This is a genomic window from Sphingomonas sp. DG1-23 (genome assembly GCF_030730875.1).
Lineage (GTDB): Bacteria > Pseudomonadota > Alphaproteobacteria > Sphingomonadales > Sphingomonadaceae > Sphingomonas.
In genome coordinates this window covers 184,792-211,288 of sequence record NZ_JAVAMA010000008.1, presented here as the reverse complement: position 1 = coordinate 211,288, position 26,497 = coordinate 184,792, and the positions used below count along the sequence as shown (strand labels likewise).

23 protein-coding genes are annotated in these 26,497 nt (G+C 63.8%); 10 read left to right on the top strand and 13 right to left on the bottom strand.

Annotation, left to right across the window (positions count from 1 at the left end; all coding sequences use genetic code 11):
• The first annotated feature begins 33 nt into the window (after positions 1-33).
• The 4 genes from Q9Q95_RS14500 (at position 34) to Q9Q95_RS14485 (ending at position 4,489) form a co-directional block, all read left to right on the top strand.
• Positions 34-537, top strand: coding sequence for a hypothetical protein (locus Q9Q95_RS14500; RefSeq protein ID WP_306097848.1), 504 nt, complete (start codon positions 34-36; stop codon positions 535-537).
• Complete coding sequence (locus Q9Q95_RS14495; protein ID WP_306097847.1) at positions 534-1,076, top strand: hypothetical protein; 543 nt, start codon at positions 534-536, stop codon at positions 1,074-1,076. Before Q9Q95_RS14500 ends, Q9Q95_RS14495 begins: the two co-directional genes overlap by 4 nt.
• The gene (locus Q9Q95_RS14490) at positions 1,073-1,741 is read left to right on the top strand and encodes an AprI/Inh family metalloprotease inhibitor (RefSeq protein ID WP_306097846.1); all 669 of its coding nucleotides are present in this window, start codon (positions 1,073-1,075) and stop codon (positions 1,739-1,741) included. Before Q9Q95_RS14495 ends, Q9Q95_RS14490 begins: the two co-directional genes overlap by 4 nt.
• A 180-nt stretch (positions 1,742-1,921) precedes the next feature.
• The gene (locus Q9Q95_RS14485) at positions 1,922-4,489 is read left to right on the top strand and encodes a hypothetical protein (protein ID WP_306097845.1); all 2,568 of its coding nucleotides are present in this window, start codon (positions 1,922-1,924) and stop codon (positions 4,487-4,489) included.
• Between the two features lie 347 nt (positions 4,490-4,836).
• On the opposite strand, the gene Q9Q95_RS14480 is transcribed toward Q9Q95_RS14485, so the two are convergent.
• The 4 genes from Q9Q95_RS14480 to Q9Q95_RS14465 all read right to left on the bottom strand — a co-directional run bounded on the left by Q9Q95_RS14480 (position 4,837) and on the right by Q9Q95_RS14465 (position 8,377).
• The gene (locus Q9Q95_RS14480) at positions 4,837-6,291 is read right to left on the bottom strand and encodes a serine hydrolase (protein ID WP_306097844.1); all 1,455 of its coding nucleotides are present in this window, start codon (positions 6,289-6,291) and stop codon (positions 4,837-4,839) included.
• 51 nt (positions 6,292-6,342) lie between these two features.
• The gene (locus tag Q9Q95_RS14475) at positions 6,343-7,233 is read right to left on the bottom strand and encodes an ROK family protein (RefSeq protein WP_306097843.1); all 891 of its coding nucleotides are present in this window, start codon (positions 7,231-7,233) and stop codon (positions 6,343-6,345) included.
• 233 nt (positions 7,234-7,466) lie between these two features.
• Entirely contained in the window at positions 7,467-8,030 is a 564-nt protein-coding gene (locus tag Q9Q95_RS14470; RefSeq protein ID WP_306097842.1) for a hypothetical protein, read from the bottom strand.
• Between the two features lie 77 nt (positions 8,031-8,107).
• Positions 8,108-8,377, bottom strand: a complete 270-nt coding sequence (locus Q9Q95_RS14465) for a PadR family transcriptional regulator (protein WP_306097841.1) — start codon at positions 8,375-8,377, stop codon at positions 8,108-8,110.
• Positions 8,378-8,786: 409 nt separating this feature from the next.
• Between Q9Q95_RS14465 and Q9Q95_RS14460 the strand changes: the two genes are divergently transcribed.
• Positions 8,787-11,060 carry a TonB-dependent receptor domain-containing protein gene (locus Q9Q95_RS14460; protein ID WP_306097840.1) on the top strand — a complete coding sequence of 758 codons (2,274 nt, stop codon included), beginning with the start codon at positions 8,787-8,789 and terminating at the stop codon, positions 11,058-11,060.
• 164 nt (positions 11,061-11,224) lie between these two features.
• On the opposite strand, the gene Q9Q95_RS14455 is transcribed toward Q9Q95_RS14460, so the two are convergent.
• The gene (locus Q9Q95_RS14455) at positions 11,225-11,404 is read right to left on the bottom strand and encodes a DUF3606 domain-containing protein (RefSeq protein WP_306097839.1); all 180 of its coding nucleotides are present in this window, start codon (positions 11,402-11,404) and stop codon (positions 11,225-11,227) included.
• 174 nt (positions 11,405-11,578) lie between these two features.
• A complete protein-coding gene (locus Q9Q95_RS14450) occupies positions 11,579-11,995 on the bottom strand; it encodes a hypothetical protein (protein ID WP_306097838.1) in 417 nt (138 codons plus the stop codon).
• Here Q9Q95_RS14450 and Q9Q95_RS14445 point away from each other — a divergent pair.
• Together Q9Q95_RS14445 and Q9Q95_RS14440 are read left to right on the top strand one after the other, a co-directional pair.
• The gene (locus Q9Q95_RS14445; RefSeq protein ID WP_306097837.1) at positions 11,994-13,433 is read left to right on the top strand and encodes a DUF3526 domain-containing protein; all 1,440 of its coding nucleotides are present in this window, start codon (positions 11,994-11,996) and stop codon (positions 13,431-13,433) included. The genes Q9Q95_RS14450 and Q9Q95_RS14445 overlap by 2 nt on opposite strands.
• Positions 13,430-14,680 (top strand): DUF3526 domain-containing protein, encoded by a 1,251-nt coding sequence (locus Q9Q95_RS14440; protein ID WP_306097836.1) that lies wholly within the window; start codon positions 13,430-13,432, stop codon positions 14,678-14,680. The genes Q9Q95_RS14445 and Q9Q95_RS14440 overlap by 4 nt, the downstream gene beginning before the upstream one ends.
• A 696-nt stretch (positions 14,681-15,376) precedes the next feature.
• Here the strand turns inward: Q9Q95_RS14440 and Q9Q95_RS14435 are convergent.
• The 5 genes from Q9Q95_RS14435 to Q9Q95_RS14415 all read right to left on the bottom strand — a co-directional run bounded on the left by Q9Q95_RS14435 (position 15,377) and on the right by Q9Q95_RS14415 (position 19,422).
• The gene (locus Q9Q95_RS14435) at positions 15,377-16,678 is read right to left on the bottom strand and encodes an acetamidase/formamidase family protein (protein ID WP_306097835.1); all 1,302 of its coding nucleotides are present in this window, start codon (positions 16,676-16,678) and stop codon (positions 15,377-15,379) included.
• A gap of 251 nt (positions 16,679-16,929) precedes the next feature.
• The gene (locus tag Q9Q95_RS14430) at positions 16,930-17,562 is read right to left on the bottom strand and encodes a tyrosine-type recombinase/integrase (protein WP_306097834.1); all 633 of its coding nucleotides are present in this window, start codon (positions 17,560-17,562) and stop codon (positions 16,930-16,932) included.
• Positions 17,563-17,878: 316 nt separating this feature from the next.
• Positions 17,879-18,121: a hypothetical protein gene (locus Q9Q95_RS14425; protein WP_306097833.1), complete on the bottom strand. Its 243-nt coding sequence runs from the start codon at positions 18,119-18,121 to the stop codon at positions 17,879-17,881.
• Positions 18,122-18,202: 81 nt separating this feature from the next.
• On the bottom strand, positions 18,203-18,925 hold the full coding sequence (locus tag Q9Q95_RS14420) for a Crp/Fnr family transcriptional regulator (RefSeq protein ID WP_306097832.1): 723 nt from the start codon (positions 18,923-18,925) through the stop codon (positions 18,203-18,205).
• A gap of 251 nt (positions 18,926-19,176) precedes the next feature.
• A complete protein-coding gene (locus Q9Q95_RS14415; RefSeq protein ID WP_306097831.1) occupies positions 19,177-19,422 on the bottom strand; it encodes a hypothetical protein in 246 nt (81 codons plus the stop codon).
• Between the two features lie 389 nt (positions 19,423-19,811).
• Here Q9Q95_RS14415 and Q9Q95_RS14410 point away from each other — a divergent pair, with 389 nt between their 5' ends.
• Both Q9Q95_RS14410 and Q9Q95_RS14405 read left to right on the top strand, forming a co-directional pair.
• Positions 19,812-20,144 (top strand): immunity 53 family protein, encoded by a 333-nt coding sequence (locus Q9Q95_RS14410; protein ID WP_306097830.1) that lies wholly within the window; start codon positions 19,812-19,814, stop codon positions 20,142-20,144.
• A gap of 650 nt (positions 20,145-20,794) precedes the next feature.
• On the top strand, positions 20,795-22,510 hold the full coding sequence (locus tag Q9Q95_RS14405) for a serine hydrolase (protein ID WP_306097829.1): 1,716 nt from the start codon (positions 20,795-20,797) through the stop codon (positions 22,508-22,510).
• Positions 22,511-22,642: 132 nt separating this feature from the next.
• Here the strand turns inward: Q9Q95_RS14405 and Q9Q95_RS14400 are convergent, their stop codons facing one another.
• Positions 22,643-23,188 (bottom strand): hypothetical protein, encoded by a 546-nt coding sequence (locus Q9Q95_RS14400; RefSeq protein WP_306097828.1) that lies wholly within the window; start codon positions 23,186-23,188, stop codon positions 22,643-22,645.
• 187 nt (positions 23,189-23,375) lie between these two features.
• Positions 23,376-24,251: a hypothetical protein gene (locus tag Q9Q95_RS14395; RefSeq protein WP_306097827.1), complete on the bottom strand. Its 876-nt coding sequence runs from the start codon at positions 24,249-24,251 to the stop codon at positions 23,376-23,378.
• Positions 24,252-24,970: 719 nt separating this feature from the next.
• Between Q9Q95_RS14395 and Q9Q95_RS14390 the strand changes: the two genes are divergently transcribed.
• Entirely contained in the window at positions 24,971-26,497 is a 1,527-nt protein-coding gene (locus Q9Q95_RS14390; protein WP_306097826.1) for a hypothetical protein, read from the top strand.

Sequence of the window (26,497 nt, the reverse complement as noted above, 5' to 3'; positions counted from 1 at the left end):
AAGCCATCGTGCCTTGTCCGGTTTGGCGAGCCAATGACGTTTGGTCTGTCGAGAGGCCGCGCATTCGCCGGTCGACAGGGAGGGAAAGACATGTCGGTTTTGCATCTGGCTGCAGCCGTCGCGGTTGCGACGATCGGTTTCAGCGCCGCCCCCGCGGCGTCACAGGTAATCCTGCTCGGGGGCAAGTCGACGATCGGCGCCGATTCGGCGTCGGGGCAAAGCATCCGCATCATCTCGGCTAATTCAGGCGGCGCGCGCGTATCGATCGATACCGACCCGGATGTCGCGCTGGTGTGCGACGACAAGGTCCAGAAGACCACCTGCTACGCTTGGGTGAAAACCGGGTCGGTCATCCGGGTGTCGTTGCGCCGCCCGGCGAGTCCGCGAACCCTGCCCGGGCAAGGTGCAGCGCCCATGCCTGGCCAATGGGCCTATGATTGCGTCGGGACCACCGGGCCGGACTGCACCGTGACGATGAACCAGTCGCGGACAGTCTTCGTCGACTGGGCCGCTGATACGGCGAAGCGGGCGCAATGAGCGCGATCCTGGTGCTGCGACGTGTCAGACCGGGCATGATCGCGATCGCAACGCTGCTCGCCGGATGTGGCGGTTCGGGTGGCGCGGGATCGGATCCCTCCGCAGTGGCGGTCGCCGGCAGCTGGGATGCGCGGGACGCTTGCGCATCTCTCGGCCGCGAAAAGGCGTCCGCACTCGGCGGTGCGCCTGTGAGCGACACAAAGCTCGAAGTGATGTCGGCGGGCGGTAACGGCCTAGCGGCGGCGTCGATGTGCACCTTTACCTATGCCAATGGCGCGACGCTGATGCTCGTCGCGCGCGAGGCGCCCGACGGCGACGCGACGCCCGCAGCGATCGAGAATGCCCGCACCGGAGGCGGGCTCGCGCCGCCCGCCGATCCTGTGCCCGGACTCGGCAAGGCGGCGTTCTGGAGCACTTCGGCCCGCCAGGCACAATTGTTCATCGACGACCGGCGCTATGTCGTCATCAACTTCTTCAAGCTGCCTGCGGGCGACGATGCGAAGGCGCGCTCGCTTGCCGTGGCGAAGGCGTTCCTGTGACGCGCCGGGCAGCGGCGGTGCTGGCTCTCGCGCTCGGAGCGGCGATTCCGGCACACGCGCGGTCGCAGGAGATCGTCGGCGAAATGGCGGGACCATACCAAATCATCCCGACCGACGGCTCTGCCGCCTGCGAAATCCAGCTGACGGCGGAGCGGGCCGGCGCAGCGTGGCGCGCTCGGCCCGATCGTGCCTGCGCCACGCGATTCCGCGCGAGTGCGGCCGTCGTCGCGTGGCGACCGATGGACGGAATCGTCCTGCTCGACGACAAGGGCAAACCGGTAATGACCTTCGTGGAGGACGAGACCACACTGCTTAGCAGCCCCGATCTTCAGGCGCCGGCCTTCTATCTGGTGCCACGGATGGCGGGCTATACGCGGCTGCCACAAGCTTCCGAGCTTCTCGGCAAATGGACGCTGCAGCGCCGCCGCCGTCCCCCATGCCATCTCGTCCTTACCGCTACGCCCGCCTGGTCGAGCGCACCGAGGCGGGGCATCCGTCTGGGCACCGGTTGTGCCGGCGCGCCCCTGCCGCGGCGCCTGACGCGCTGGTCGATGGAGGACATAAAGATCATGTTTTGGGGACCGGGAGACGAGATGCTCGCGCTCGAACCTGTGGCTGACAATCGCTACGTCGCGGAGCCGGGCGGATGGGTGCTTTCGCGATGATCTGCACGGCGCCGCATAATAATTGAATCCGCCTGTCCGGATCCCGCGGCAAATCTCGTTTCGCTTCATGACAACGGGGATGGGCAGGCCAGCCGGCCTTGGACGACCGCGCATGGGCGCAGCGGCGTCGTGCCACTCCCCGCCTCGTCGCACAGGACTGCATCGAAAAGGGGATTCATCATGACTGCCGAACGCAAGACCCATCGCGCGCTGCGCATCTTCGCCACTGCCTCGACCGGCGCGGTAGCGCTGATGCTCGCCACCGGCGAAGCGCAGGCGCAGAACGTCTTTTGCCGGGACGCCACCAACAACCCGCAAGGCACGCTTTCGCCCGGGTCGGACGACAATGCCGTGTGCGGCGACGCGACGGTGAATGGCGATTCCAACGTGGCGATCGGCGAAGCGGCAAGCGTGCAGGGCCCGGGCGGCACAAGCGCCTTCGCCTCGGTGGCGATCGGCTATTCGGCAGACGCGCTCGCCAGCACCGCGGTGGCGATCGGCGCGGTTACCGAGGCAAGCGGCGACAGCTCGACCGCACTCGGCTTCGGTGCCCGCGCGACGGGCGACGACTCGATCTCGGTCGGCGTCGTCGCGCAGGCTTTCGGCGAAGAGTCGATAGCGCTTGGCACCAACAGCGTCGCCGACGGGGATGATGGGATCGCCATCGGCTATCGTGCGGATTCGCAAGGCGGCGCGTCGATCGTGATCGGTTCGGAGGCCAGCTCCGTCGCAGCCGACAGCATCATCATGGGCCGTCAGGCCAGCGGCACCGCCTATGGCTCGATTGCTATGGGCTATCTGGCCACGGCCGGCGATCAGGCAATCGCGCTCGGTTTCGGGGCGGATGCAACCGGGCGCAACGGTTCGGCGTTCGGCCTGATTGCAGCCGCCACCGGAGACTACAGCACGGCCATCGGCCAGGGTACGCGGGCCAGCGGCGAGGCATCGGCCGCTCTCGGCTACGGCGCGACGAGCAGCGGTGCCGGCGCCGTGGCGCTCGGCGGGGCGCTCAGCGGGGTGCCGATCCTCACCACAGCGAGCGGCGAGGGCAGCGTTGCGGTCGGCTCGACGGCCACGTCGTCCGGACTGGGCTCGGTCGCGGTCGGCGCAGGCGCCAGCGCTGTCGATGTCGACTCGGTGGCCTTGGGCCGCAACGCCTCTGCTGTCGCGTTCAACGCGACTGCGCTTGGCGCCGGCGCCAACGCCAACCAGTCGGGCACCGCGGTGGGCCAGAACAGCGTCGCCAGCGCGTTCGGCAGCGTCGCCGTGGGCCTCGGGGCGAATAGCGGCGGCCAATATGATGTCTCGATGGGCTTCCTCGCGGCGGCCAGTGGCAGCCGCTCGGTCGCCCTGGGCCTCAGTGCCAGCGCGACGGGAGCCGAGTCGGTGGCGATCGGCGGCCAGCGGAGCGGCGGCGGCAACAATACGCTCGCGTCGGGCGCGCGCGCGTTTGCCGGCGGGTCGGCCGCGGCGGCGGAAGCCGATGATAGCGTTGCGCTGGGCGCCAACGCGCAGGTCGGCGCGGCGGCAACCAATGCGGTGGCGCTGGGCGCCAATTCGGTGGCAGACCGCACCAACAGCGTATCGGTCGGCGCGGCGGGCGCCGAGCGGCAGGTGACCAACGTAGCCGCGGGCACCGCGGGGACCGACGCAGTCAACCTGACCCAGCTCAACGCCGTGGCGGCGACCGCCAATACCGCGCTCGCCAACGCTGCAACCGCGCAGTCCACCGCGAACAACGCTCTCGCCGCAGCCACCGCCGGGGGTACCACCGCCGATCAGGCGCTCCTCGCCGCCAATGCTGCGCAAGGCACTGCGAATACCGCAGTCGCAAACGCAGCGACCGCGCAAGGCACCGCGAACACGGCAGTGGCGAACGCTGCCGCCGCGCAGGGCGCGGCCAACACGGCGCTCGCCAACGGCGCCTATTTCCGTAGCAACATGGCCGGACCGGGGCCGCAGGCGACCGGAGCCCAGTCGATCGCAGTCGGCGCCAATGCCGTCGCAGGAGGCGAATCCTCGGTGGCGATCGGCAACGGTGCGCGGGCGGTAACCGGCCAGTCGGTGTCGATCGGGGCGGGCAACAGCGCCAGCGGCAACGGCGCGGTGGCGATCGGAGACCCCAACGTTGCGACCGGCGCCGGCGCGGTGGCAATGGGCCGCAACAATACCGCAACCGGGCAGGGCGCCGTCGCATTAGGTAACCAGAGCGTAGCCAACGGGGCCTCGGCAATCGCGCTCGGCGACGGTGCCAATGCGGGCGCAGCGGGCAGCGTCGCGATCGGGCAAGGTGCAGTGGCGACGCGCGCCAACCAGGTGTCGGTGGGCTCCGCCGCCTCGACCTACACCATGTCCGGGATCAACTCCGCAGCGAGCCGGGCGGCACAGCAGGGCGCGCTCAGCCTCGTGACAAGCGATGCCGCGGGTAATCTCGCCACGACGGCCGTCGATCTGACCGAGCTCGCCACGCTGGGCACGCGGATGACCGCGGCGGAGGGCCGGATCGACACCGGGATGCGGCGCGCCAATGGCGGCATCGCAGCGGCTATGGCGCTGGGCGGCACGACCATCCCGGGCGACATGAACGTGGCGGTTTCGTTCAACCTCTCCACCTATCGCGGCGAACAGGGCTATTCGGGCGCCGCGGTGGCCCGCGTGAGCGACCATGTCTGGGTGAGCGGCGGGTTTGCAGGTTCGACCGTGAAGGGTTCGGCTGGCGGTCGCGTCGGCATGACCTTCGGCTGGTAAATTGTTGAACCATGGCTGCGCGCTCTCACGCGCGCGGTCATGGTTCATACGTCGTACGAAGATCTGAAGGCACCAGCTTCACAAACATGCGACCAAGACAGCTTGCGGCGTATGAGCGCCCGAAAGCTGCCCGTCTGTTGGCGGCCCGATTGCCGTCGTCGGCAACGAACGGCGCCTGCGCGCCCAAAGCCGGCTGTTCAATTTACCCGCAAACGATCCTGATAGCCGCCGTCGCTCATGCAGGCGCTAGTCGGGAGGCCGCCTATTTGGATTGCGGATTCTGGGTGCAGCCGCGGGTAAGCCGACGATCACGTCGCGCCAAAGGCGGCTTTCAAGCCGTGACCCGCTCAATCGGCAGGCAGCCGATGCGCGGCAAATAGCGCAATACTCTCGGCCGCGCCGGGATCGCGATTGGCCAGTACGATCACCGTGACGCCGCGCTTCAGGAAGTGGTGCAAGGAACCGCTCATTCCAGGCGCACCGCCGCCGTGTCCGATGTACCGGCCAGTTCCCGCCATCGATCCACCGAAATCGAAGCGGGCGAACTGCCCGTCCTTCATTCGTATTCCGCCGTCGATCAGCTTCTGAAGCGTGTCGCTCCGCAAAAGCCGATGGGACGTCAGGCCATTGACGAACCTGTTGAAGTCGCCAACCGTCGAATAGCCGCCGCCTGCGGCCGTGCCGTTGAGCGGCAGCGTCTCATCGGCGCGCTTGAGCCGAGTCCCCGACCCCATATAGCTGACGGCCCGGTGTGACAGGACGGCGCTCTCCGGTTGGTTTCCCGTCGAGCCCATACCCGCCGGCTCAAAGATATTCCGCCGGATGTACGCATCGTAATTGAGGCCAGAGACCGCCTCCACGATCCTTCCCAGCAGAATGAAGCCGTAATTGCTGTAGGAAACGCGGCTTCCCGGCGCGAAATCCAGAGCGCGCGCGCCATACAGATCCACATAATCCTTCGTACTGCGCAACGACGCCTTGTGCGCGTCGAACTGGGGTCCGAAAATATCGCCCGTTCCGCCGGTATGGGTGAGCAAATTGGCGACGCTCACCTTGGTCGCGACGTCCTGGTTCGGGTAATCGGCCAGATAGCGTCCGATCGGCGCCTCCAGGTCGATCTTGCCGCTCTGGACCAGCTGCATGACTGCGACGGCCGTGAACATCTTGCCCATCGATCCAAACCGAAACTGCGTGTCGAGCGTGTTCGGCTTGCGGTTCTCGCGATCCGCCAGCCCATAGGCCTCCTGGAGCAGCACGTGCCCCTTCTGCGCCAACAGGATCGCACCCGAAAACTGGTCCTTCGCCGTCCGGCTCGCCGCGCGCGCCTCGACGGCCTTGATCAGCACGGGCAGCGGGAGCTTCGCCGGCCTGGCGGCGCCGGGTGGAACTTCCTCGGTCCCTCCCAGGAAGACGAACTCGATCTTGTCGGCAGGCGTCGCGCCCGGCTTGAGATACATGATGCCATACGAGTCCCAGCTCGGATCGTAGCTCCACAGCTGCACGCCGCCGGCATCGGCGGATTTGACCCCGCACAACTGGAGGCCGCGCAGATTGTCCCGCAATTCCAGCCACCGCTCTGGACCATCCAGCAGCACGGGGCCACGATCCTTTACGAAGCGGACATAGGTGGCGTCATCCGCCATGTTGATCACACTGATCCAATCCCCGGCCAGACGCACCGCCGTCACAGTCGATGGCAATTGCGATCCCTCCGCCGGTGGAACCTGTCCGCAAACGGTAGATTCCGAGGATGACCCGGGACTTGCAGCAGCAAGCAACATTGTGAAGGCGAGCGAGAGCATTGGCGATCTCCTTCGGTCGGATCCGAGTAAACCATTCCTGCCGCGAGGTTGCTACGGCGGAGGCGCGACTGATGCGCGGCTCGCGAGGAGAAGCGCACCGAGCGGACCCGCATCCCCTCCAAGCGCTGCGGGCACGATGGTGTCCGCGGCCGTCCTCTCGTCGAAGCCCGGTAAATACCCGGCGAGCTTGTCGATGATCCGCGTCCGGATCATGTCGAGCAGGTGCGGCTGGCCCACGCCCACGCCGCCGCCGATCACGATCCGTTCGCAGGAAAGGGTAAGCAGCAGAACGCTCATTGCCTCGGCCAGCGCGTATGCGACCGACGCCCATGCCGGGTCGTCAGACGATAGCGTCGCTGCCGGTGCGCCCGACCGGGCGGCGATGGCGGGGCCGGAGGCAAGGCCCTCGAGGCAATCGCGGTGGAAGGGGCAGACGCCGGCGAATGCATCTCCCGCCAGCCGGCGGACGCGCATGTGCCCGGCTTCGGGGTGCATCCTGCCGGTAATGGGCTCGCCATTGGCGATGATGCCCATGCCGATACCGGTTCCGACGGTGATATAGACGAAATCGCGAAGACCCTTCGCGGCACCCCAGCGCCCCTCCGCCAATGCAGCCGCCGTGACGTCGGTATGGAGCGCCACGGGGACCGGCATCGCCTCCACCAGCGGCCCCAGCACGTCGGCGTCGGACCAGCCCGGCTTGGGATTGGGCAGCATCGCGCCACGCGAGCGATACCGGCCCGTGAGCGCGATCGGGCCGAAGCTGGCAACTCCCATCGCCACCGGCCGATAGGTCTCGCGCCAGCTGTGCAACCGGGATGCGACGGCGCGGAGTGTCTTCCGGGGCGTCGTCGTCGGCACCACGAGATGGTCGATCACCTCACGACCGCGGCCGACAACGACAATTGTCTTCGTGCCTCCCAGCTCCACGCCGACGAGCACGCGATCCTCTCTTGCAGGTTCACTCGTGTGCGCTTCCGGGACAGTCGGTGTGGTTGCCGCGGTTCCGATCATGAGCACGCCCGCGGCTCGGCGGCTGTTTCATTCAGGGTTGGGCTGGCGGTCATGACTAATATCGACATATGTAGATTTAATAGTCAAGCCACGCCGAAACGGATTGTCGCTGAATAGCAGGACCCTTGATGCGTCGCTTGGGTGCGACGCCGATGCTCGGCTTATCCGATAACGCTTCTGGAGGAGCCGCTGGGAAAAAGGCGGGAATGCCACTGCGCGATCGCGTAAGTGGCGGTGAGCTCGACCATAAGCGCCGCCGCCTGCAAGGCAACGCCGTCATCTTTGAGGAACAGCACCCCCGTGAAGATCGCCAGGGTGGCGGAGGCAGCTACGGCCAGGGCCGCGAACCGGACAACGCCTGACCAATCATGCTCCAGCAGCGCCCAGGCAATACGCAGATGGCTGAGCCCAAGCAACAGCCAGAGCGCAACGAGCGCCGGTGCGGCGCTGAAACAGGTGGTGGCCAAATAGGGGTTCTGCGCGCTGCTGGCCGCCAGCATCCCGTAAAGCCCGCCCGGACCTAGCAACAGGTGAGGAAGGCCAAGCGCGCATGCGAGGTGGAGCGTTGCCATCGGGAGGAGCATGCCAAGGACAAAGGCGTAGCTCGCAAGAGCTAATTGGCCCTCCTCCTGCGCCGGCATTTCCCGCCAAGCCGCTATCAGGCAGCCGGCTGCGAAAGCCAGCGGCCTTCCGTCGTCGAGCGCCGATTGGAACTCTCCTTCCATCGCCTGCGTCCACGCGCGGCGGCTTCCGCCGAAAGAGCGTGTGGCCAAAGCCATTACCATTCTCGCCGCAGCGGCCTTCACGCGAGTGAGGCCCGCGAAGGCAGCGGGGCGCCGTTCGGACTGGTCGGGGCCTGCGCGAACGCGACACCGGCAGTGGTGAGCCGATAAGCGTGCCGCGCGGGCCTGCCAAGCTGGGCAGGCTCGCGCCATTCAGCTTCCACAAGGCCCTGATCGGTCATGCGCATCAGCAGCGGATAGAGCGTGCCCGAGGACAGGCCGGTTTCCTTCATCAGGTCATAGCCGTGGCGCCATTGCCTGCCTCGCATCGACAGGGCGTCGAGGAGCATAAGCATTTGCTTCGATGGGCGTCGATTACGCGGCATATGCTTACACAACGTATGTAGAGTTACGAGTCAAGGGCCAGTGGCATCCCCCCGACCACAGCACCGGATCGGATATGCGGTTAGCTGTACGGCCGCTATGCACCCCAATCCCGGTCATTCAGCAGGGTCGAGTTGCTGTCTGAAAGCCGCCGAAGCTGTCACGCTGGCTTGGGCTACCCGATCCTGGAAGTTGAGCATCCGGGCGTTCCACGCGCGGCTCTGCTGCAAGGCATGCGCTTGGACACGCGGGCTGAGCCGACCAGCAAGGTCCGCGGACACATGATCGTTCCGCTGCATTCCGGCCTTTGTCCGTTGACGATACGGTATATCATTTCGTACCGCGCCGCTGCGAACGAGGGCGGAGTACAAGACTATGCGTTTTCCCAATAACCGCGGCGCAGCGGCGCTGCTGGCCACAGCCGCGTTGGTGTTTGCGCCGTCAGTGGCTTGGGGCCAGACAGAATCCGACGCGCAAGTGGAGGACGATCGGCAGCGGGGCGGGCGAGACGGTTCGAGCGACATCGTGGTCACCGGCCGCTCGCTCAAGACTGAAGAGAGCGCCCTGCCCGTTCAGGTGCTTGAAGGCGATGCGCTCGTCCACCGGCGCCAAGGTGGTCTGGGCGAGACGCTCGCCGGCCTTCCCGGCATTCACCTCGATAATTTCGGTGGCGGCGCCTCGCGTCCGGTGATCCGCGGCCAAACATTGCCACGCATCGAAGTGCTGAGCGACGGTGCCAATCTGTTCGACGTGTCTTCGGTCTCACCCGACCACGCGATCACCACCGATCCGCTGCTGCTCGACGCGATCGAAATCCAGCGCGGTCCCTCCGCCATCCGCTATGGCGGCAACGCCACCAACGGCGCGATCAACCTGATCGACAGCAAGGTGCCGAAGTCGGTTCCGGTCGGCGGCGTCACCGGGGCTACCGAGGTCCGCTATGGCACCGGCGACGAGGAAAAGACGGTAGTCGGCCGCGTAACCGCGGGTGTCGGCCAGCTCGCGCTTCATGCCGAAGCCGCGCGCCGCGCGGCAGAGGATTACGACGTGCCGCACGCCTATGGGTCGGACCGATTGCGTGACTCCTTTGCCGAGAGCACCAGTTATGCCGTCGGCGCGTCCTGGATCACAGCGAAGGGCTATATCGGCGCTGCCTATTCGCGAATGGAAAGCGAATATGGGCTTCCCGGCCACAGCCATCGAAACGCTGTTTGCCACACCCATGGCCTCGACCTCCATTGCGCAGCGCATGGCGGCTTTGAAGACCCGTTCGGTGGACCGGACGATCACGCCGCCGCGATCAGACTGCGCAGCGACCGGGTGGATGTCCGTGCAGACTATACGGACCTGCTGCCGGGGTTTTTCGACACGCGGCTGCGTCTTTCCTATACGGATTATGCGCATGACGAGGTCGATGGCGATCTCCTGTTCACGCGCTTTACGAATGAGGTGTGGGACGGGCGCCTGGAGCTGACCCACAAGCCGGTTCTTGGCTTCACCGGCACGCTTGGCGTGCAATATGCCGACGGCAGGTTCGGAGGGATCAACGTCAACGACCTCCACAAGCGCTTCCCGGACGGCGCCTATGGCTTCGACGGGAATCCCGATTTCCTGACCGAGAATGTGGGAATCTTCCTCGCCGAACGCCGCACGTTCGGCGCGCTCGATATCGAGGCAGCCGTGCGCAAGGACTGGCGCAGGATCGACGTGACGGTGCCGGCCTGGCGCTCCACGCTGAGCCCCGAGATCGAGGCCCTGTTCGTCGAATGGTATGGAACCGACTGGAAGAACATCCTCGAAAGCGAGGACGTCGAAGCGTTCCGGTCGCGGAATCCAACTGTGCGGCACAATCCGTTCTCTGTGTCGCTGGGCGCCACCTGGAATGTGGGGCAAGGTTATGCGCTGGCGCTTTCTCTCGGGCATACCGAACGTGCCCCGAGCGTGCGCGAACTCTACGCGCGCGGCAACAATCTGGCCACCAACAGCTATGAACTGGGGCTCGCCGTCGGCAATCCGATTCTCGGAGAGGCCAGCCTCTCCGCAGAAGATGTCCTGGAGAAGACCGACGCGATCAATTTAACGTTCCGAAAGACGGGCGGTCCGCTCGAATTCGAGGTCGGTCTCTTCTACCAGAGGGTGGATGACTATGTGTTCGCACGCTTGCAAGAGACGGAAACCGAGACTGGCGTACCGCACAATTTCCTCATCTACACCGCGGCGGATGCGCGCTTCGCCGGGATCGACGGCCAAGTGAGCTACGCCTTCACCCCATCTTCGCGCCTCACGCTGTTCGGCGACTATGTCGACGCCGACCTCAAGCGCCAGGACGACAATCTGCCGCGCATCCCGCCCGGGCGTCTCGGCGCGCGCTATGACCTTTCGGCAGGCGCTATGTCGGGCGATGTGGAATACTATCACACCTTCGCCCAAGATAAGGTGGCTGCCTACGAGACGCGCACGCCGGGTTATGACATGCTCAATGCCACGCTCAGCTACCGCCTCGACCTTGGGCAGACCAAGGGGGTGGAACTATATGTGCGCGGCACCAACCTGCTCAACGAGCTGGCTTTTGCGCACACCTCGTTCGTGAAGGACCAGTCACCAATACGCGGCCGCAGCTTCGCGATCGGCATGCGCCATTCGTTTTGAGTATCGGCGCCGGCGTGCATCTGCACGTCGGCGCTTCCAATCGCATCCTCCACCTGCATGCCGCCAACTCCGCTCCCTCCGCCAATGGCAAGCGGCACATGCCCTGCGCCCGAACGATCGGGCGGTACCCGCCACCCAATGTCGGCGGAGGACGACGCACGGGCTCAGGCCTTCAGATGCTGCTCCACGGCCCCGGCACTGTTGCCGACAGCGTCCACAGCGCTCTGCAGCTGCTCGCGAGTCACGCCGAACTTGTTCGTCCAGTATCGGACCTCATAGTCCTCGCCCATGGCGATACGGGACGCATCCTGCGGCGCACGCAAGCTCTTGTCGTCGCTCATCATTTCTCTCTCTCCGACGAGGTGGATCGATGAGAGTCCCGGCGGTTCCGGGAGCCGCGGCTCCGGCGGCATGAACTCTCCCGTTTTCCGAAGGCTCGGAGCCCCGCATCCCGCCGGCTTTGTTCTGGCGACCTGCCGGTAGGGTCGCCGAGCACATCCCTGAACAGGGCGCCTTCCTCAAGCCCATGCGACCCAGCCTCTGAAGGAGAAGGCGGCATAGAAGAGCGCGACCTCGCGAAAGCCGGCCTCGAGCAGGATTGCCTCCTCCTCACCTGCCGGCAGCACGGGGAGACGCTCCGCCATCGTCGCGGCCGATACGGATGCCCGGGCGATATCGGCCGTCGAACCTCCGGCAAACGCCACCGATCGTGCGAGCCAGCGGGCCATATCGCCGGTCTCTGGGATGCTGTGATGGGCGACGACGAGCGCAGCGCCGGGCTTGAGGCGTTCATGGATTTCCCGCAGGATGTGCAGCCGCTCGTCCCGCTTGAGGAAGTGGAGCGTGAGGAGAAGTGGCAGCGAGCGGGCCGGAACGGTTCGACGTGCGCGCGCTCCATGCCCGTTTCGCAGTGGGGGCGGAGCGGCTTGCCGCATGAGCGTCACTCGCCTCATCGCCCGCGACGAGCTGCGCCTGATGGTGCGCAACCGCGTCGCGGTGATCGCTTTCACGCTTCTTGTGCTGCTGACGCTGGTGGCGGTGCTCAGTTCCTGGGTGCACCAGCGCGGCAATGCGGAGCTCCGCGACCGGCACAAAGATGCCGCGGAGCACGCCTTCGGTGCGCAACCCGACCGCCATCCGCACCGGGTGGTGCACTATGGTCACTTCATCTTCCGGCCGCTGGGACCGCTCGCCGCCTTCGATCCCGGCGTCGACGCGTTCACGGGCAGCAGCATGTTCCTCGAGGGGCACCGGCAGAACACCGCCAATTTCGGCGACGTGCGGCAAAGCTCGCTGCTGGTCCGCTTCGGCCAGCTCACCCCCGCCTTCGTCCTTCAGGTCGTCGCGCCATTGTTGCTGATTTTCCTGGGCTATGGTGCGCTCGCGCGGGAGACCGAACGCGGCACGATGCGGCTGCTTATGCTGCAAGGCGCGTCGCGCGGCCAGGTGGTGCGCGGCAAGCTGCTGGCGCTGGGCACGGTTGCGCTGGTCGCAGGGCTGCTGGCGATGATCGGCTTTCTGGCGATCGCCGGCCAGCCCGGCGCGCTGGCGTTGCCCATGGCGACTATCGCGATCGGCTATGCCGCCTATCTCGCGCTCTGGGTTGTGCTGACCCTGCTGGTTTCCGCGTCTGTCCGCCGCAGCCGCGATGCGCTGCTGGCGCTGGTCGCATTGTGGGCCGTCGCCGTCGTGCTGCTGCCGCGCCTCGCGCCCGATATGGCGAGTGCCGCGGTGCCGCTGCAGAACCGGCTCCAGACCAATGTCGCCATCGCGCGTGACCTGCGACGGATGGGCGACAGCCACAATCCGGACGATCCGCACTTCGCCGCATTCAAACAATCGGTGCTGAAGCGTTACGGGGTCACGCGGGTCGAGGATCTGCCGGTCAACTACAAGGGCCTACTGGCGCTCGAGGGCGAACGGCTCACCTCCGAACTGTTCGATCGCTATGCCGGCAACAGCTACGCAGCGCAGGACCGGCAGAATGCGCTGGTGAAGGCAGCAGGCGTGCTGAGCCCGGCGATCGCGCTCCGCTCGCTGTCGATGGCCGCCGCCGGCACCGACTTTGCGGGACACCGCCGCTTCCTCGAGCAGGCGGAAGCGTATCGCTACACGCTCGTCCAGCGACTCAACCGGATGCAGGCCGAGGCAGTCAGCTACAGCGACGATACCGCCACCGACGCCGATGCCGACCGGCGCAAGCGCGTGGCGGCGGAGAACTGGGAACAGATACCGGACTTCACCTATCGGGCGCCGAGCGGCGCCGCACTTGCCGCCGGCGCGCTGCCGGGGCTGGCAATCGAGCTTGGCTGGCTTGTGGTCGCCGGGCTGCTGCTCGCCCGTGCCTCCCGCCGGCCGGGAGAGAGCCGATGACCCTTTGGAAGCACGAATTGCGGCTGCTGCTCCGCGCGCGCCTCAGCGTCGTCGCACTGGCGCTGCTTGCGATTCTTTCGGTAGCCGCCGTGGCCGCAGGCATGGCGGAGGTGTCGCGCCAACGCGCCGCAATCGCCGCGATCCCGGCGGCGCAGGCGGAGGACATCGCCGCCGTCGCCGACTATGTCGACCGCACCAAGGATGCCGGCAGTGCGGCTTATTACAGCTTCCACCCGACCTGGGACGCTCCCTCCCCGCCGTCCTTCGCGGCGCTCGGGATGCGCGACGTGTCGCCCTACATCCTGCGCGTCCGTGCGCTCGGGCTGGAAGCGCAGATCTACGATGGTGACACCTTCAATCCCGAACTCGCGCTGCCCGGGCGGTTCGACTTCGTTTTCGTGCTGGTGTTCCTGGCGCCCTTGTTCGTGATCGCGCTGTTCCACGATCAGGTCTCGGGCGAGCGCGAGGCAGGGCGGCTGCGTACGCTGACGGCGCTTCCGCGCGGCGGCTCAGGGCTGATGCGCCGTCGGACCTTCCTGCGGCTGGCGTTGCTCTGGGCGGTGCTGGCGGTGCCCTTCACTTTCGCCGCTATCGTGTCCGGAGTCGGCGGCGGCACGATCCTGCTGATCCTCGCGGTGATTGCGGCATATCTGTTGTTCTGGATCGGACTGGCGGCACTGATCGGCCGCTTGCGCTGGAGCTCGGTTGCGAATGCCGCGACGCTTGCCGCCTGCTGGCTGGTTCTGGTGCTGATCGCCCCGACGCTGGCGCATGTCGCGATCAACCGCGCGGTTCCGGTCGATCAGGGGGCCGAGATCGCCCTCGCGCAGCGCGAGCGCGTGAACCGCGCCTGGGATATCCCGCGCGAGGAGACGATGCAGCGCTTCTACGCCAATCACCCGCACTGGTCGGGCTCGGCCCCACTGGGTCCGGAGTTCCACTACAAATGGTATCTCGCTTTCCATCAGAATGGCGACGAGAGCGTGGCCGCCCAGGTGCACGCCTATCGCGAGGGGCTCGAGCGGCGCGACGCGGCGGGGCGCGCGCTCGGCTGGGTGCTGCCGTCGGTGGGCGTCCAGGCGCTGCTCACCCGGCTGGCCGAGACGGATCTCACCGCACAGCTCGCCTATCAGGATCGCATCCGCGACTTCCACCGCCGCTTGCGCGAATTCTATTACGCTTATCTCTTCAACGATCGCTCGTTCGGCAAAGAGGATTTTGCGCGAGCGCCTGTCTTTGGGCGGTGACTTTCATCGGGGGCAGTACGAGGCCGATTGCTGGCCCTGATGGACTAAAAGGCAACGTGATCCACGGCACCGGCGGTCCTTCATCTTCGTACCTTCCTGGCAGCGTTCCGGATGGCAGATATCAATATGTCATCGAAACATTAGTGCCGGAAAGCGTCGAGGCTTGGGAGCATTGGGCAACCATTCACCTTCCGGGATCTTCGAAGATAGGGCTGATGCAATAACAGCGATGGAAGTTGTCCTCCCGGCGATGAGCCTGGTCGCAGACGCTCAATCGGTAACCTTCGATAGTCCGGTAAGGCCATATCGAACCAACCTTCTAATGCCCGTTAGCGGGGCGTTAATTGCCAGTCCGATTTCGGCATCCGCCTCCGCGGCCGGAATGTCCGAAATCGGGTGGAAAGCAGAACGGCCGCTTCGGGCGCCGGGGTAGCGTAAGCGGACGCCTGTTCATGGAGCTCGCGCCTGCAGCTATACGTCCAAATGTCGGTCTTTGAGCCTCGTCGCAGCGTTCCCAAAAAGTGGCCGGTAAGTTCGGTTCGAGAACGGCAGCTAGCGCCCTCAAGTGCAGACAGTCCCCTCTGCACGTAAATGGCCACCGGAGGCGGGTAAGCTAAGCAAGATATGTAGGTTGAAGCGCGAGCACATCGCCCGTTGCCGTGGACTGTGGTGCCTGCCTTCCGGTGGCACAACTGGTCAGTTCGCATCTTTCTGCGGTAGCCGAGCCTTGTCGATCCTCGCCGCCACGCCGACGCTACGCCCCGCGAGGTTGGGCACACTGAACCGCACCGAAGTGCCAAGCACCTGCGCGACTTCCGACAGGCTCAGCCCGTAATCCTGCTGCAGCCACTGTATGAGACCGCTGCTGGCCGCCTTGAGCGCTTCGTCCAGCGAGCCTGCCTGCCCAAGCACCATGAGCTCGCTTGGAGATTCGATGCGTGGCATCGGCACCGCCTTGCCCTTGATCAGCTCGATCCGCACGGTGACGTCCATCGACGTCTCGAGGGCATATTGGCTTGTTTCTCCATCGCCCTGCAGCGCGTGGGCATCACCCAGGTACAGCAGTGCGCCGGGCTGCTGGACGGGCAGATAGACTGTGTTACCTTCCACCACCTCTGGGAAGTCCATGTTACCACCGGCGCGACCGGTATCCCCGGTTGAAAGCGGAGGCGAGCCGGAGCCGCTGGCGAGGCCCAGGCCGCCAAGCATGGGCCGCAGCGGCACGCGGTAGTTCGCGAGCTTCCCGGTCGTGCGTTCGGGCGTTGCATATCCCTTGATGGGGTCCAGTCGCCAGCGTACCGGCTTGCCGAGCGTGGCCGCTTTCGCCGAGAACCCGGGCCCGAGCGCTCGCACGACGATCGTATCAAGGCTGTCCGCCCAGTCTCGATTGAGTGTGAGTTTAACGATGTGTATCGCCAGGGTGTCGCCTTGCGCTGCTCCCGCTACGAAGAAGGGGCCGGTTTGCGGGTTGCCGAACAGCGCCCGGGTCTTCCCCGAGGCGTCGACACCGCCCGAATCGATTGTCATGGTACGCAGGGTGTCGCCGGGCCACAGGGTCAGGACCGGCGCGCGTTCGGCCGAGAAGCTATTGGCAAAGTCTTCCGGTGCAAACTCAACGAGGCGGGGACCGCCGGTCGGTCGGTCGGGCACGCGGCGCGCGGTGAAGTTGAACCTCAAGCGCTTGTCGGGGAAGTTGTTGTCCGGGTAGTCGGCGACGCCGCGCAATGTGTCGCCCACCTGACGCCCCTCAAAGCGATATACTGCGCCGTTCTTGTCCGAGACACTGAAAGTCAGGGCCCCGGCGCGATAGCTACCCTTTGCAACGTCTCCGTCCCAATCGCCTGTCACAACGGTCTGAGAGAGCAGAAGGTTGAGGGTGGAATATTCCGGAGTACCAAACCGGTCTACCGTCAGGATCCACTGCCCCTCGAGGGGCGTTGCCGCGTAGGCTGGAACGGCGGCCACCAGTGCGAGTGCGAGGCCGGAAGAGTAGCGCATTTGCGTCCCGATCGTCGAAGACCACAGGTGTAGTCGTATCGCGGACGCGAGCAAGTCCTGACTGCTCGTGTAGGCGCAGCCCAGAAAGCCCAGCCTGCGGCCACAGGCGGCAATGGCGCGGTGGCAGGGCAAAGCGAACTGGCCGCTGTCGGCCGGAGGCCAGGCGCTAAGTCAAACCTGAACCAGCTTCCGCTTTTGGGGAACTTCTGGAACGCCCTGGATGTCCGACTTCGGGGCGGGTCGCTCCCGGATCAGATTTCCGTCCGCTTCGCGAGGATCAGGGCATCTTCGACATCGACGCCCAGATACCGAACGGTGTTCTCGATCTTCGTGTGGCCCAACAGTATCTGAAGCGCGCGAATGTTTCCGGTGGCCCTGTAGGTCATCGATCCTTTTGTACGACGGAGCGAGTGCGTGCCGTACTCGGCGCGGCGAAGTCCGACAGCCTCGACCCATTCATCCAGAAGCCGAGCATATTGCCCCGTGCTGAGATGGCCGGTGTGATCGACGCGGCTCGGGAAAGCATAATCGTCGGCGCCGCCGCCGCGACATTGAAGCCACGCAACGAGACTTACTCTCACATCAGCCGTCAGTTCGAATCGGACCGGTCTCCCGGTCTTTTGCTGGATGACGATCGCCCGGGTCCTCATATCGGCTCCGGCCAGCAGATCGCCGATCTTGATCTTCACCAGATCACAGCCCCGCAACTTGCTGTCGATCGCGAGGTCGAACAGTGCCCTGTCACGGAGGCGCGCCTCCCGATCCGGGAAAAAGCGGACAGCCCAGATCTGCTTCTGTGTCAGCGGTCGTTTGGTGCCGACCATCTTGCTAGCGTTCCACGCAGGCCGGCCCTGCATCACAGGATCATGGTGTGAATGTCCCATTGTTCATCTCCGCGGCCGGAAGTAGCCGTGCAGCGAACGCAGTGAGGTGATGGACCAGCAGCACCCTGCGACTGCTTCCGCCCCGTTGCGGACATTAAGCGTAGCGCTCGTTCAACGGCTATGCGCAGGTCGTGTGGGACGGGACGCCGATAGCTGGCCTGCAACGCGTTATCGATAGACTGTACGTCGCGATACTTCTCGCCGCGCTCGCGAACGCCCGCGCTGAATAGCAGTTCGTCGGAACATCCGGGCTTGCGGTGACAGCGTACCCGAGGTGATGCACTATTATCGATTGGTTCAGCTTGCTGGGCACGACCTAAATGCCGGTCAGCGTCAGCGCATCCTTGAACGGCATCCGTTCCAGCTCCCGGCCGGCAGCATCCGAGATCACAATGGTACAGGAGAGACACAGCCGACCATGCTTCACTTCGTGGCTCATGACGTCACGTGCCGCCCGCACCGCCAGTTCGCGAGCAAAGGCGGCGTCTGCCAGCTCAACACCCTCCCTATCCTCGGTGAGGGTGCCGCACTCTTCAAGGTGCAGGTAGTAGCGTACCATCACCCGACAACGACTGTCGCACCGACTTTATCCGGCAGCCTCGAAAGCGGCACAGTGCAAAGCCTATCGGCTGCAACGGACTCAGGCTGCCAGATGCAGGTAGCCGTCATCAAATTCCGCCACGCGCTTCATCTGTGCCCAATCGCTAATCCGGACATTGCGGCCATTGCGCTCGAACACCCCTTCCTCCTCCAGCTGACGAAGCATGCGGTTTACATGCACGGCGGTGAGGCCTGTGGCGTCGCCGATCTGCTCCTGCGTCATAGGTAAATCAAATCGTTCCGGACTGCCGAGTCCGGCAGCCTCTCGCCTGGCGGCAAACTCGCATAGCATGTGGGCGACACGCGACTTTGCGTCGCGTCGGCCGACATTAAGCACCCATTCTCGGAAGATGGAGGCGTCGACTAGGCAGTCGCGCCAGAGAGCTTTGGCAATGCCTGAATTGTCGTCCACGATCTTGCGTAGATCGGCCATGGGGAAGAATACGACTGTCGCGGCCGAGATGGCCTCCACATTGTGGTCAGCCTTGTCGAATAGCAAATGCTGGATGTCGAGCATGTCCCCCGCCATGTGGAAGGAGACGATTTGACGTCCACCCTCCCTGTTAAGCTTTGATCGGCAAGCGAAGCCCTCAAGGAGGATGCAACACTCCGAAACAAGTTGACCTTCGCTGATGATGGTTGTCCCCGATGTAATTTCCACGCTGCGCGTGGGTAGCTTACGGATCGCTGCGATATCGCTCTCCTGCAGCGTGTTAAGGGCATGCATCTTGCTAATCCACGCCTCGAAGTAGTCGCGCGGCATTTCTAAGATCCTCCAGCTATCCCAACCAGCAACCTCCTCATCGAAGTCCGGTTCCGTAATGATCCTAGGCAACCGAGCAGCTCGGAAGCAAAGGGCGCCCGGCTGCCTCCGTCCTGTTCCGCTGACGGGCAGCTCTCACCCAATCCTAATTGAGAATTTACAGCACTCCCGTCTGGTCGAAACAACGAGGATAAAGCAGCCTCGAATGAGCGGCAAAAAAGCTGACGACGCACAAGCCGCGCCGGAGGAGCCTAGCTCTTCGAGATGACAGCGCTTTCGGTCACGAAAAACGTCAGCTGGAAGAGTGTCATGTTCTGGTCATTGACTACCTGCATCGACCACTCCCCGGCGTCCCAGAACTTCTCGTGATGCTCTGCCAAGAGCGCAGCCGCGACCCGAACGGCCTCGCGCCGCGCGGCTTCTAGGTCCTCAAGCACGGCGACTTGAGGGTCCGTATAGTCCTGCCCGTCTTGTACGTGAAAGAAGTAGCGAGGCATACGAAGCTCCAGCCGGAAGGCGGGAGCATGGTGGCTCTCAGCCGCAAGCGCCCAAACTCGTTCTGCCTGCGATGCGCTACGAACGGGTTGCGGTGCCTACCGGTTCCGAAGAATTGGCCGATTGCTGTTGGACCTCGAGTTCCTTTCGAACGGCAGCTACCCACCCGATCTGGGACATTCCCGGTTACCCCGCTGCCGCAACCCGCCGCTCCGCTTTCAGGCCCGAAACCTGCCTATCGGCTAACGCCCCGAAGTCGGGCATACACATTGGTGGCCGTCATGTTCGAAAGCCGCCGTTCGCTCACGTGGCGTGGTGCCGCCGAACTGCGACAAGCGATTGTCAGCTGTCGTTCCTTCACACGTGACGACCAGGCCGCTAGCTTGATCGCATGGAAGTGCTGGATTGGCTTGCTCACTGGTATGAGGCGCAATGCGATGGGGATTGGGAGCATGGCTTCGGTCCGGAAATCGGCACCATCGACAACCCTGGTTGGTTCGTAAAAATAGATCTGGCCGGAACGGATTGCGACGGGCGGGCCTTCGAACCGATCGCGCACAACTATGAGCATGAGACCGATTGGTGGACTTGCTGGACGGAAACTAATGTCTTTCACGGAGCTGGCGGCCCCCTTCACCTTCGATCCCTTCTGGAAACGTTCCGAGACTGGGCCATGACACCCGCCAGTGAGCGGAGAGCGGTCGTTGCGTCCGGCGGAGAATAGCGGCTTCGGCGATTATGGACGATTACGATAGACATGTAGAACGGGCTCGGGGATCCGCCGAGGGGGCGCGTAGATTGCTGGCGCAACCGGCTACACTTTACGCGTATGACCGGGGAATGGTGGTCAGCCTGATCGTTGAGGCTGACGATGCATTGACGCGCGCGCGTATGAATCATCGATCACCATGCCGCTTCTCGATACGGTTCTAGACGAGTTGCAGGATATGACCCCGAACTTCACAAACCCCGTTTTTCTGAAAGCCAGCAAATCTGCGCGGCGGCGAACAGCCAATCGCAGTGCGTCAGTAGCCGGCGCAAGGGCACCCATCGTTGAACCAGCGCGCCGCGAACCGCAGCTATCGGCGAAAGCCGTCATTTCCGCTTTCCACCCGATCTCGGACGTTCCGGGCGACGCGGTTGCCACAACCTGCCGGTCCGCTTTGGAGCGGGAACCTGCCGGTCGGCTAACGCCCCGATGTCGGTCGTTCACGGTCGCCGCGGCGCTGCCGATAAGCGGACATTGGTTCATCGTCCGAGGAAACGGCAGCTACCGCCCCAATCGCAAACATTGGATGCGGGTCAGGCGAAAATCAAAGCCGGTCGCCTTCCCGACCGGCAAGTGTCCGGCCGCAAAGGGACTTGTCTTATCCTGTGCCGGTCATCGAATGCGATGCGGGGTCGAGCAGTGATATTGTAACCGGTTTCATTGTACTGCATGTTTCGGCACCGAATCGGATCAGGGAGACGTGCATGCGTTTGCGGTTCTGGATCCTGGCGCTTGGGATCGCTTGCCTCGCTTCACCCGTTCAGGCGCAGCCCCGCGACGCCGACTTCACCGCCCGCCTGCATCGTATCGCAGTCCAGCTCGAGCTGCCGGGCTTCAGCGCTGCTGTCGTGCGCGACGGCAAGATCGTCTATCGCCATCAGGAAGGCGTTGCGGACCGGGGCTCGGGCGCGCCGATCATGTCCAACTCGCTATTCGGCATCGCCTCGGTCACCAAGTCCATGACCGGGATCATCCTGAGCCAGCTCGAAGCGGAGGGAAAGATCCGGCTGGATGATCCGCTGCTTGCCTATCCGCTCAACACCGGCTGGCATCCGCCGGAAGGTGTTGGCGACCCCAACATCACGCTCGGCGATGTGCTCAGCATGAGCGCGGGGGACCGGCCGGGCGAGACCTATGTCTATAATGGCGCCCGCTTCAATCTCCTGTCGGGCCTTTTCGACAAGATCAGCGCCACGGGCTCACCGCAGAGCTATGTGGTGCAGAATCGCCAGCGGATTCTGACTCCGCTCGGCATGACGGACACGATGACGGGTTATCAGAAGGCCAGCCCGCTCGCGCCCCGTGCCGTCAGGCGCTACCAGGCCGAAAGCTCCCCGACAGGCTGGAACTATGTCGAGCGGCCTTACGACTGGGACGCGGCTTATCCTGCCTCGGGACTGATCTCTACGATCGACGACCTCGCCAAATATGCCGCCGCGCTCGATCGTAACACGCTGATCGACCAAACTGCCTATGATCGCCTGACGTCGCCGCGGAACGGACATCCTTACGGCTATGGCTGGTTCACGCAGGTGAGCGCAGGGACGCGCCTCCATTGGGTCTTCGGCTATGGCCAAGCCGAGTCCGCCTTGTTCCTGCGTGTGCCGGACAAGAAACTGACCTTCATCTTCCTTGCCAATGCGGACACGCCCTCCGCTCTGGCCCAGCTCGATTACGCAGACGTGCTCCGTCAACCTTTCGGCCTCGCGTTCTTCGATAGCTGGGTGATGGGCGGCAAGGCGATCGACTTCGACCGGCCGATGGCAGACGTCGCGCGCACGATCGGCGCGAGGCCGGCACCGATGGCGGTGGAGCAGTTGCTCGATGAAGCGCTGCTCCAAGCGTTTCGCGGACGCATGACCGGCCAGGGCGGTGATCGCGCAGTCGCTTTGAGCGAGCTCCTGTTGCAGGTGGCGCCCGAACGGTTCGCGCAGGCCGATGTCTATATGCTGCGGCTGCTGTCGGACGTCACCTCGCCCCGGCTGAAGTCCGCGGCGGTCCGGTTGCTTGCGCGTTTCGATCTCGACGCCGATCGCCGTCCCGTGACGCCATTGTGGAGTGGCGAGGTGCTGGAGAAACTGGGAGACGGGGAAGGCGCGATGAAGCTGTACGCGCTGTCGTGCGATCGGGATGGTTTCGACGACGAACCGATGAAGGCACAGGCCTGCGAACGGCTCGCCATTTACGAGCTAGAGGCGGGACAGCTCGAAACCGGGCGGCGGCATTTGTGGCATTCGGCACGCATTTCGCGTCTCGCCAACGATGGCGGCGAGTTCGAGCGCAAACTCGCCATCCTCGCGAGGACGAGCTCGATACGCTGACTCGACGGCCATCCATCTCCGCAAAGACAGATGCAGCCCCAAAAGCCGATGGTCTGAAACCACCCGATTTCGCCGTTCGACGGCGGAGTCCCGCCCGTTGGGTGCGAGTGTCCGGATTCGGGTGGAAAGCAGTCATCCGATTGCCGAGCCATCGGCACCAATTTTAGGGATCTCTGCCACGGCGTCTGGCGCTTCCGCCCACCGGAGCAAAAAGGGCCATGCCTGCGGGAAGATCGGTCTTTGTAGCCCATTCAACGTATCAGAGTTTTCACGACAGGCTGAAACTAGATCGTCGAGCGATGACGGTAGTTTCTCCAATTTGGCGCGGATGAGCGCTGCCCATTGGTCGGTGGGAACTCGCTGTTCGAGGTCGGTCATAAACATTTCCCGATCAGCATCGTTCAATGTGTGATGTGTTACGAAGCTGTGATGAAAAATGCCCGGATCGCCAGAGGGGTGGCTTGCCAGCCAGGATCGCAGCCGCGGGATTTCAATTCCGACGTACCCCGTGAAAACGAATCCCCATACCCGGCGATATGGCTGAGGCTGGAAGAAGCGGATCAACTCGCCCTCGGGCAAGCACCACGCCTTCGTGCCTTTCGGAAACAGCTTCTGTTCTTTGAGACCGGCACGCGAGAAAGCGTCGTTCATCATGGTTCGAAGTTCGGCAATTTTCATCTCATAACTATGCGGTATTCCCCGAGGTCCGCTAGTGGGGCGTTAGCGGTCGTTCGCGCGCGCCTAGCCCGGAACAGCAGCTATCCCGCCTCACGGCCTTGAAAGCAAACGGGCAGGTTACCACCCCAATCCAGACACTCGCACCCAACGGGGCGGGACTCCGCCGTCGAACGGCGAAATCGGGTGGCTAGCTGCCGTTGCGGTGCATCTCTGCCGGCACGCGTCGCCGCTCGACAATTTCTGTCCTCATCCGCTTCTCCACCGTGCCATCCGGCCGCTTGATCTCGACTGCTATCGTCTTCGTTCGTTTCCTCGGGGCTCCGGCATCGTCGACGTCCCATGTCACGACGACAGACCCTGAGACCTGTTCCTTCATCCGCTCACGAAGCGCAGCCTCCCGGCTCAACGGCTCTTGCGTCATTTCTCCAACGGCGACGTCGGCTTCGGCGCGTTCAAGGCGGACCTTGCCGGGATCGATCTTGGCAACCACGATGAAGGTTACCCCCGCAGAGCTATCCTCTTTCCTCGCAAGGGGTTGGGGCTCGGTGGCCCGTACGTCGAGATACAAGGTGCCCGGGCGAAGATTCTGCGATGTCAGATCATACTCTGCCAGCAGTCCGATGACCGACTGCGGATCGCATTCTATGCGGAAGGCATTCCACGTGAATATCCATCGACCACAGGCAGTCCGATCCCATTTGGCCGCTTTGAGCCAATGCTCCAGACGGCGTTGGAGCGCATCCGCGTTGAGCAATTGCTTCGGGCCGGCCAGCGGCTCGAATACGCGAGCCGGGAACTGCCAGTTGCGAGCCCTGTCTTGAGGAGTTGCATCGTCCGGCAGATCATATTCAAGTTCAATGCCGCCGTCCCGTCGGGCAATCACGCGTTCCAGCAGCGTGTCCCTGCCGTTCGAGCTTCCGGACGAGCCATCGCTCGCCTCATCGGACGCCTTGTAGCTTTTTGTGATCTCGTACGCTTCGCTCTTCAATGCGGCGGACTGCGATGCGGCATCTGTCGAAAAGAGAAGAAATACGATAGAGGCCCCAATTACGCTCGTCTTCATAGCTGCAGACTGCACAGCTTCTACATGGGTGGCAACGTCTGCAACCGGGGGCGGAAACTGCCGCTGACGGCGGCCCGCTGCGGAACGGCAGCTATTGCGCGCATCGATTCTGGACGCTGCCAGCCTGCAGCGCCCTACTTCTGCCGCTCGTCACCCACCCTCTCCGCCACTTCCTTCTACCTGTTTGATAGCCCGGGACATTTCTAGACAAGCGACATTTCGGTCCCACTTACGATCCCATCTAAGTTCGGAGATCTGACAAAGCGCCTTGGGACTACTTTAATGATCGATTTTGGGGCGAGCACCGAGCGCCCAAGCGCTTCATTGGAGACGGCGCTGGAGTACGCGGTCTTCAGAATTCCGCAACTCCTTCCAGCCCGCATCGATTTTGTTCATTGAAATCGGCTTGAGCGAAGCGTCGTCCCGGCAACTGACAACAACTCTTGCCATAGTAGAAGTTTATGGCGAACGATGCGCCACCCCAGCGAATGGCCGGCCTGCCCCATAAGCTTTTCGCCACCGGTCGGAAGGCCGTTCGGTTAAACACCCGAAGTCGGTACCTTGTTTCGCTCAGGTCAGCCCGCGATGATGATCCTGCAGCGCCGCACCGGGCGGAGCCAGTCCAAGGCATTATCCGAGCGCAACGCCCTCACGATGGTTGGCGTTCCTCTATAATGAGTGCGAGAAAAACGGTTCGTTCGAGCGAAGAGGTAGAGGCTTTGGTCAAGTTGGTCATCTGGGACCTTGACGACACGCTGTGGCGCGGGACGCTGGCCGAAGGCGATGACGTGGAATTGTTCGAGCGGCGGGCGCAGGTGATTCGGGCGCTCAATCGCCACGGAGTCGTGTCTTCGATTTGCTCAAAGAACAGCTTCGAAGGCGCCCGAGCGAAACTCACCGATCTTGGACTTTGGGACGAGTTCGTCTTCCCCAAGATTGCTTTCGAGCCGAAGCCACAGGCGATCGCCGGATTGCTCGCCGACATGCAGCTTCGTGCTGCCGACACCCTGTTCATCGACGACAATCCGATCAATCTGCACGAGGCAAAGTTCGTCCTTCCCGAGCTCAACGTCCTCGATATCACGGCACCAGGAAGCGACGAGGCGCTCGAAGCGATCCTTGCCGACCAGCCTGCCAGCCGCAACCGCCTCGCGGAATATCGCCAACTCGAGCAGAGAAAGCAGGATCGACTTGCCGTCGGCCCCTTGTCCGACGAGGAGTTTCTGCACTCGTGCGAGATACGAGCCTGTCCGGTCGCGATGATGGCGAACCTCGACTTCATCGACAGGATCGTCGAGCTAGTGAACCGTTCGAACCAGCTGAATTACACGCAGTCGCGGATCGATGCAGATGTCCTGCGCAACGAGATCACGTCGGGATATCTGAACTATTATTGCTGGTCGATTTTTGTCGAAGACAAATATGGGGACCACGGCTTGGTCGGTTTCGTGATGATCGATCGCAATACCTGCCAGTTTCGCCACTTCGTGTTTTCCTGCCGTGTCATGCACATGGGGATCGAGAATTTCGCTCTCCGCGTGGTCGGAAAATTCTTCCCCGAGAAGGTAGTCCCGGCCGCGTGGCGGCAGCGGTTTGGCTGGTCCGAGGCCCAATGGGTTACCGAACGATCGTATGAGGATCCGGAAACCCGTCAGTCGCTGTTTGCAGGCCAGGGGCTTGGAATCACGGCCAAGCCGCAACTCCGGATCATGTGTGCATGTCAATCCGGCGGCCTGGCACATTACAGCAAGGCGCGGGCGGAGATCGACTTCGATATCTGGCCGCGGCTGTTCGATCTCAAGCGCTTCGCCGACGAGACCGTCGACGACGCAGATCTGCCGCCTTTTCTCGCATATGGGGCCGGGACCGATTACAAGGATGAGGCTTGGCCTGAACTCGCGCACCTGCTCGACGGCGAACTCTATCAAACCTGCCTGCAGCGGATGTGCGAACGCATCCAGAAGCGCGGCATCAACCTGCTCGTCCTGTTGCCCCCAGAAAATCTGCCGGGCCACCAATATGGACCGGAAGGACTGACCCGCGAGCGGACTATCCGCTATAACGCGCTGTGGCGAGATGCCGTCCAGCAATATCCGTGCGTTACGACGCTCGACATCCAGGAGATTTGCGGTCCGGAAGCGATGGTCGACGTAAACCATCATCGCCCCGCGGCGCTGGAGACCGTCGCCCGTTGGGTCGACATCTGGTATTCCCACGTCAAGTCGATGGACGCGGCTGCGGCTTAA

Coding starts and splice junctions, on each gene's coding strand:
- Q9Q95_RS14450 (WP_306097838.1), bottom strand. CDS start 11,995: ATGCGGCAAGCCGCTCCGCCCCCACTGCGAAACGGGCATGGAGCGCGC.
- Q9Q95_RS14420 (WP_306097832.1), bottom strand. CDS start 18,925: ATGCCGCGCGACTACTTCGAGGCGTGGATTAGCAAGATGCATGCCCTT.
- Q9Q95_RS14485 (WP_306097845.1), top strand. CDS start 1,922: ATGACTGCCGAACGCAAGACCCATCGCGCGCTGCGCATCTTCGCCACT.
- Q9Q95_RS14470 (WP_306097842.1), bottom strand. CDS start 8,030: ATGGAAGGAGAGTTCCAATCGGCGCTCGACGACGGAAGGCCGCTGGCT.
- Q9Q95_RS14410 (WP_306097830.1), top strand. CDS start 19,812: ATGGAAGTGCTGGATTGGCTTGCTCACTGGTATGAGGCGCAATGCGAT.
- Q9Q95_RS14425 (WP_306097833.1), bottom strand. CDS start 18,121: ATGGTACGCTACTACCTGCACCTTGAAGAGTGCGGCACCCTCACCGAG.
- Q9Q95_RS14455 (WP_306097839.1), bottom strand. CDS start 11,404: ATGATGAGCGACGACAAGAGCTTGCGTGCGCCGCAGGATGCGTCCCGT.
- Q9Q95_RS14495 (WP_306097847.1), top strand. CDS start 534: ATGAGCGCGATCCTGGTGCTGCGACGTGTCAGACCGGGCATGATCGCG.
- Q9Q95_RS14430 (WP_306097834.1), bottom strand. CDS start 17,562: ATGGGACATTCACACCATGATCCTGTGATGCAGGGCCGGCCTGCGTGG.
- Q9Q95_RS14440 (WP_306097836.1), top strand. CDS start 13,430: ATGACCCTTTGGAAGCACGAATTGCGGCTGCTGCTCCGCGCGCGCCTC.
- Q9Q95_RS14415 (WP_306097831.1), bottom strand. CDS start 19,422: ATGCCTCGCTACTTCTTTCACGTACAAGACGGGCAGGACTATACGGAC.
- Q9Q95_RS14480 (WP_306097844.1), bottom strand. CDS start 6,291: ATGCTCTCGCTCGCCTTCACAATGTTGCTTGCTGCTGCAAGTCCCGGG.
- Q9Q95_RS14400 (WP_306097828.1), bottom strand. CDS start 23,188: ATGAAAATTGCCGAACTTCGAACCATGATGAACGACGCTTTCTCGCGT.
- Q9Q95_RS14395 (WP_306097827.1), bottom strand. CDS start 24,251: ATGAAGACGAGCGTAATTGGGGCCTCTATCGTATTTCTTCTCTTTTCG.
- Q9Q95_RS14445 (WP_306097837.1), top strand. CDS start 11,994: ATGAGCGTCACTCGCCTCATCGCCCGCGACGAGCTGCGCCTGATGGTG.
- Q9Q95_RS14435 (WP_306097835.1), bottom strand. CDS start 16,678: ATGCGCTACTCTTCCGGCCTCGCACTCGCACTGGTGGCCGCCGTTCCA.
- Q9Q95_RS14460 (WP_306097840.1), top strand. CDS start 8,787: ATGCGTTTTCCCAATAACCGCGGCGCAGCGGCGCTGCTGGCCACAGCC.
- Q9Q95_RS14465 (WP_306097841.1), bottom strand. CDS start 8,377: ATGCTCCTCGACGCCCTGTCGATGCGAGGCAGGCAATGGCGCCACGGC.
- Q9Q95_RS14500 (WP_306097848.1), top strand. CDS start 34: ATGACGTTTGGTCTGTCGAGAGGCCGCGCATTCGCCGGTCGACAGGGA.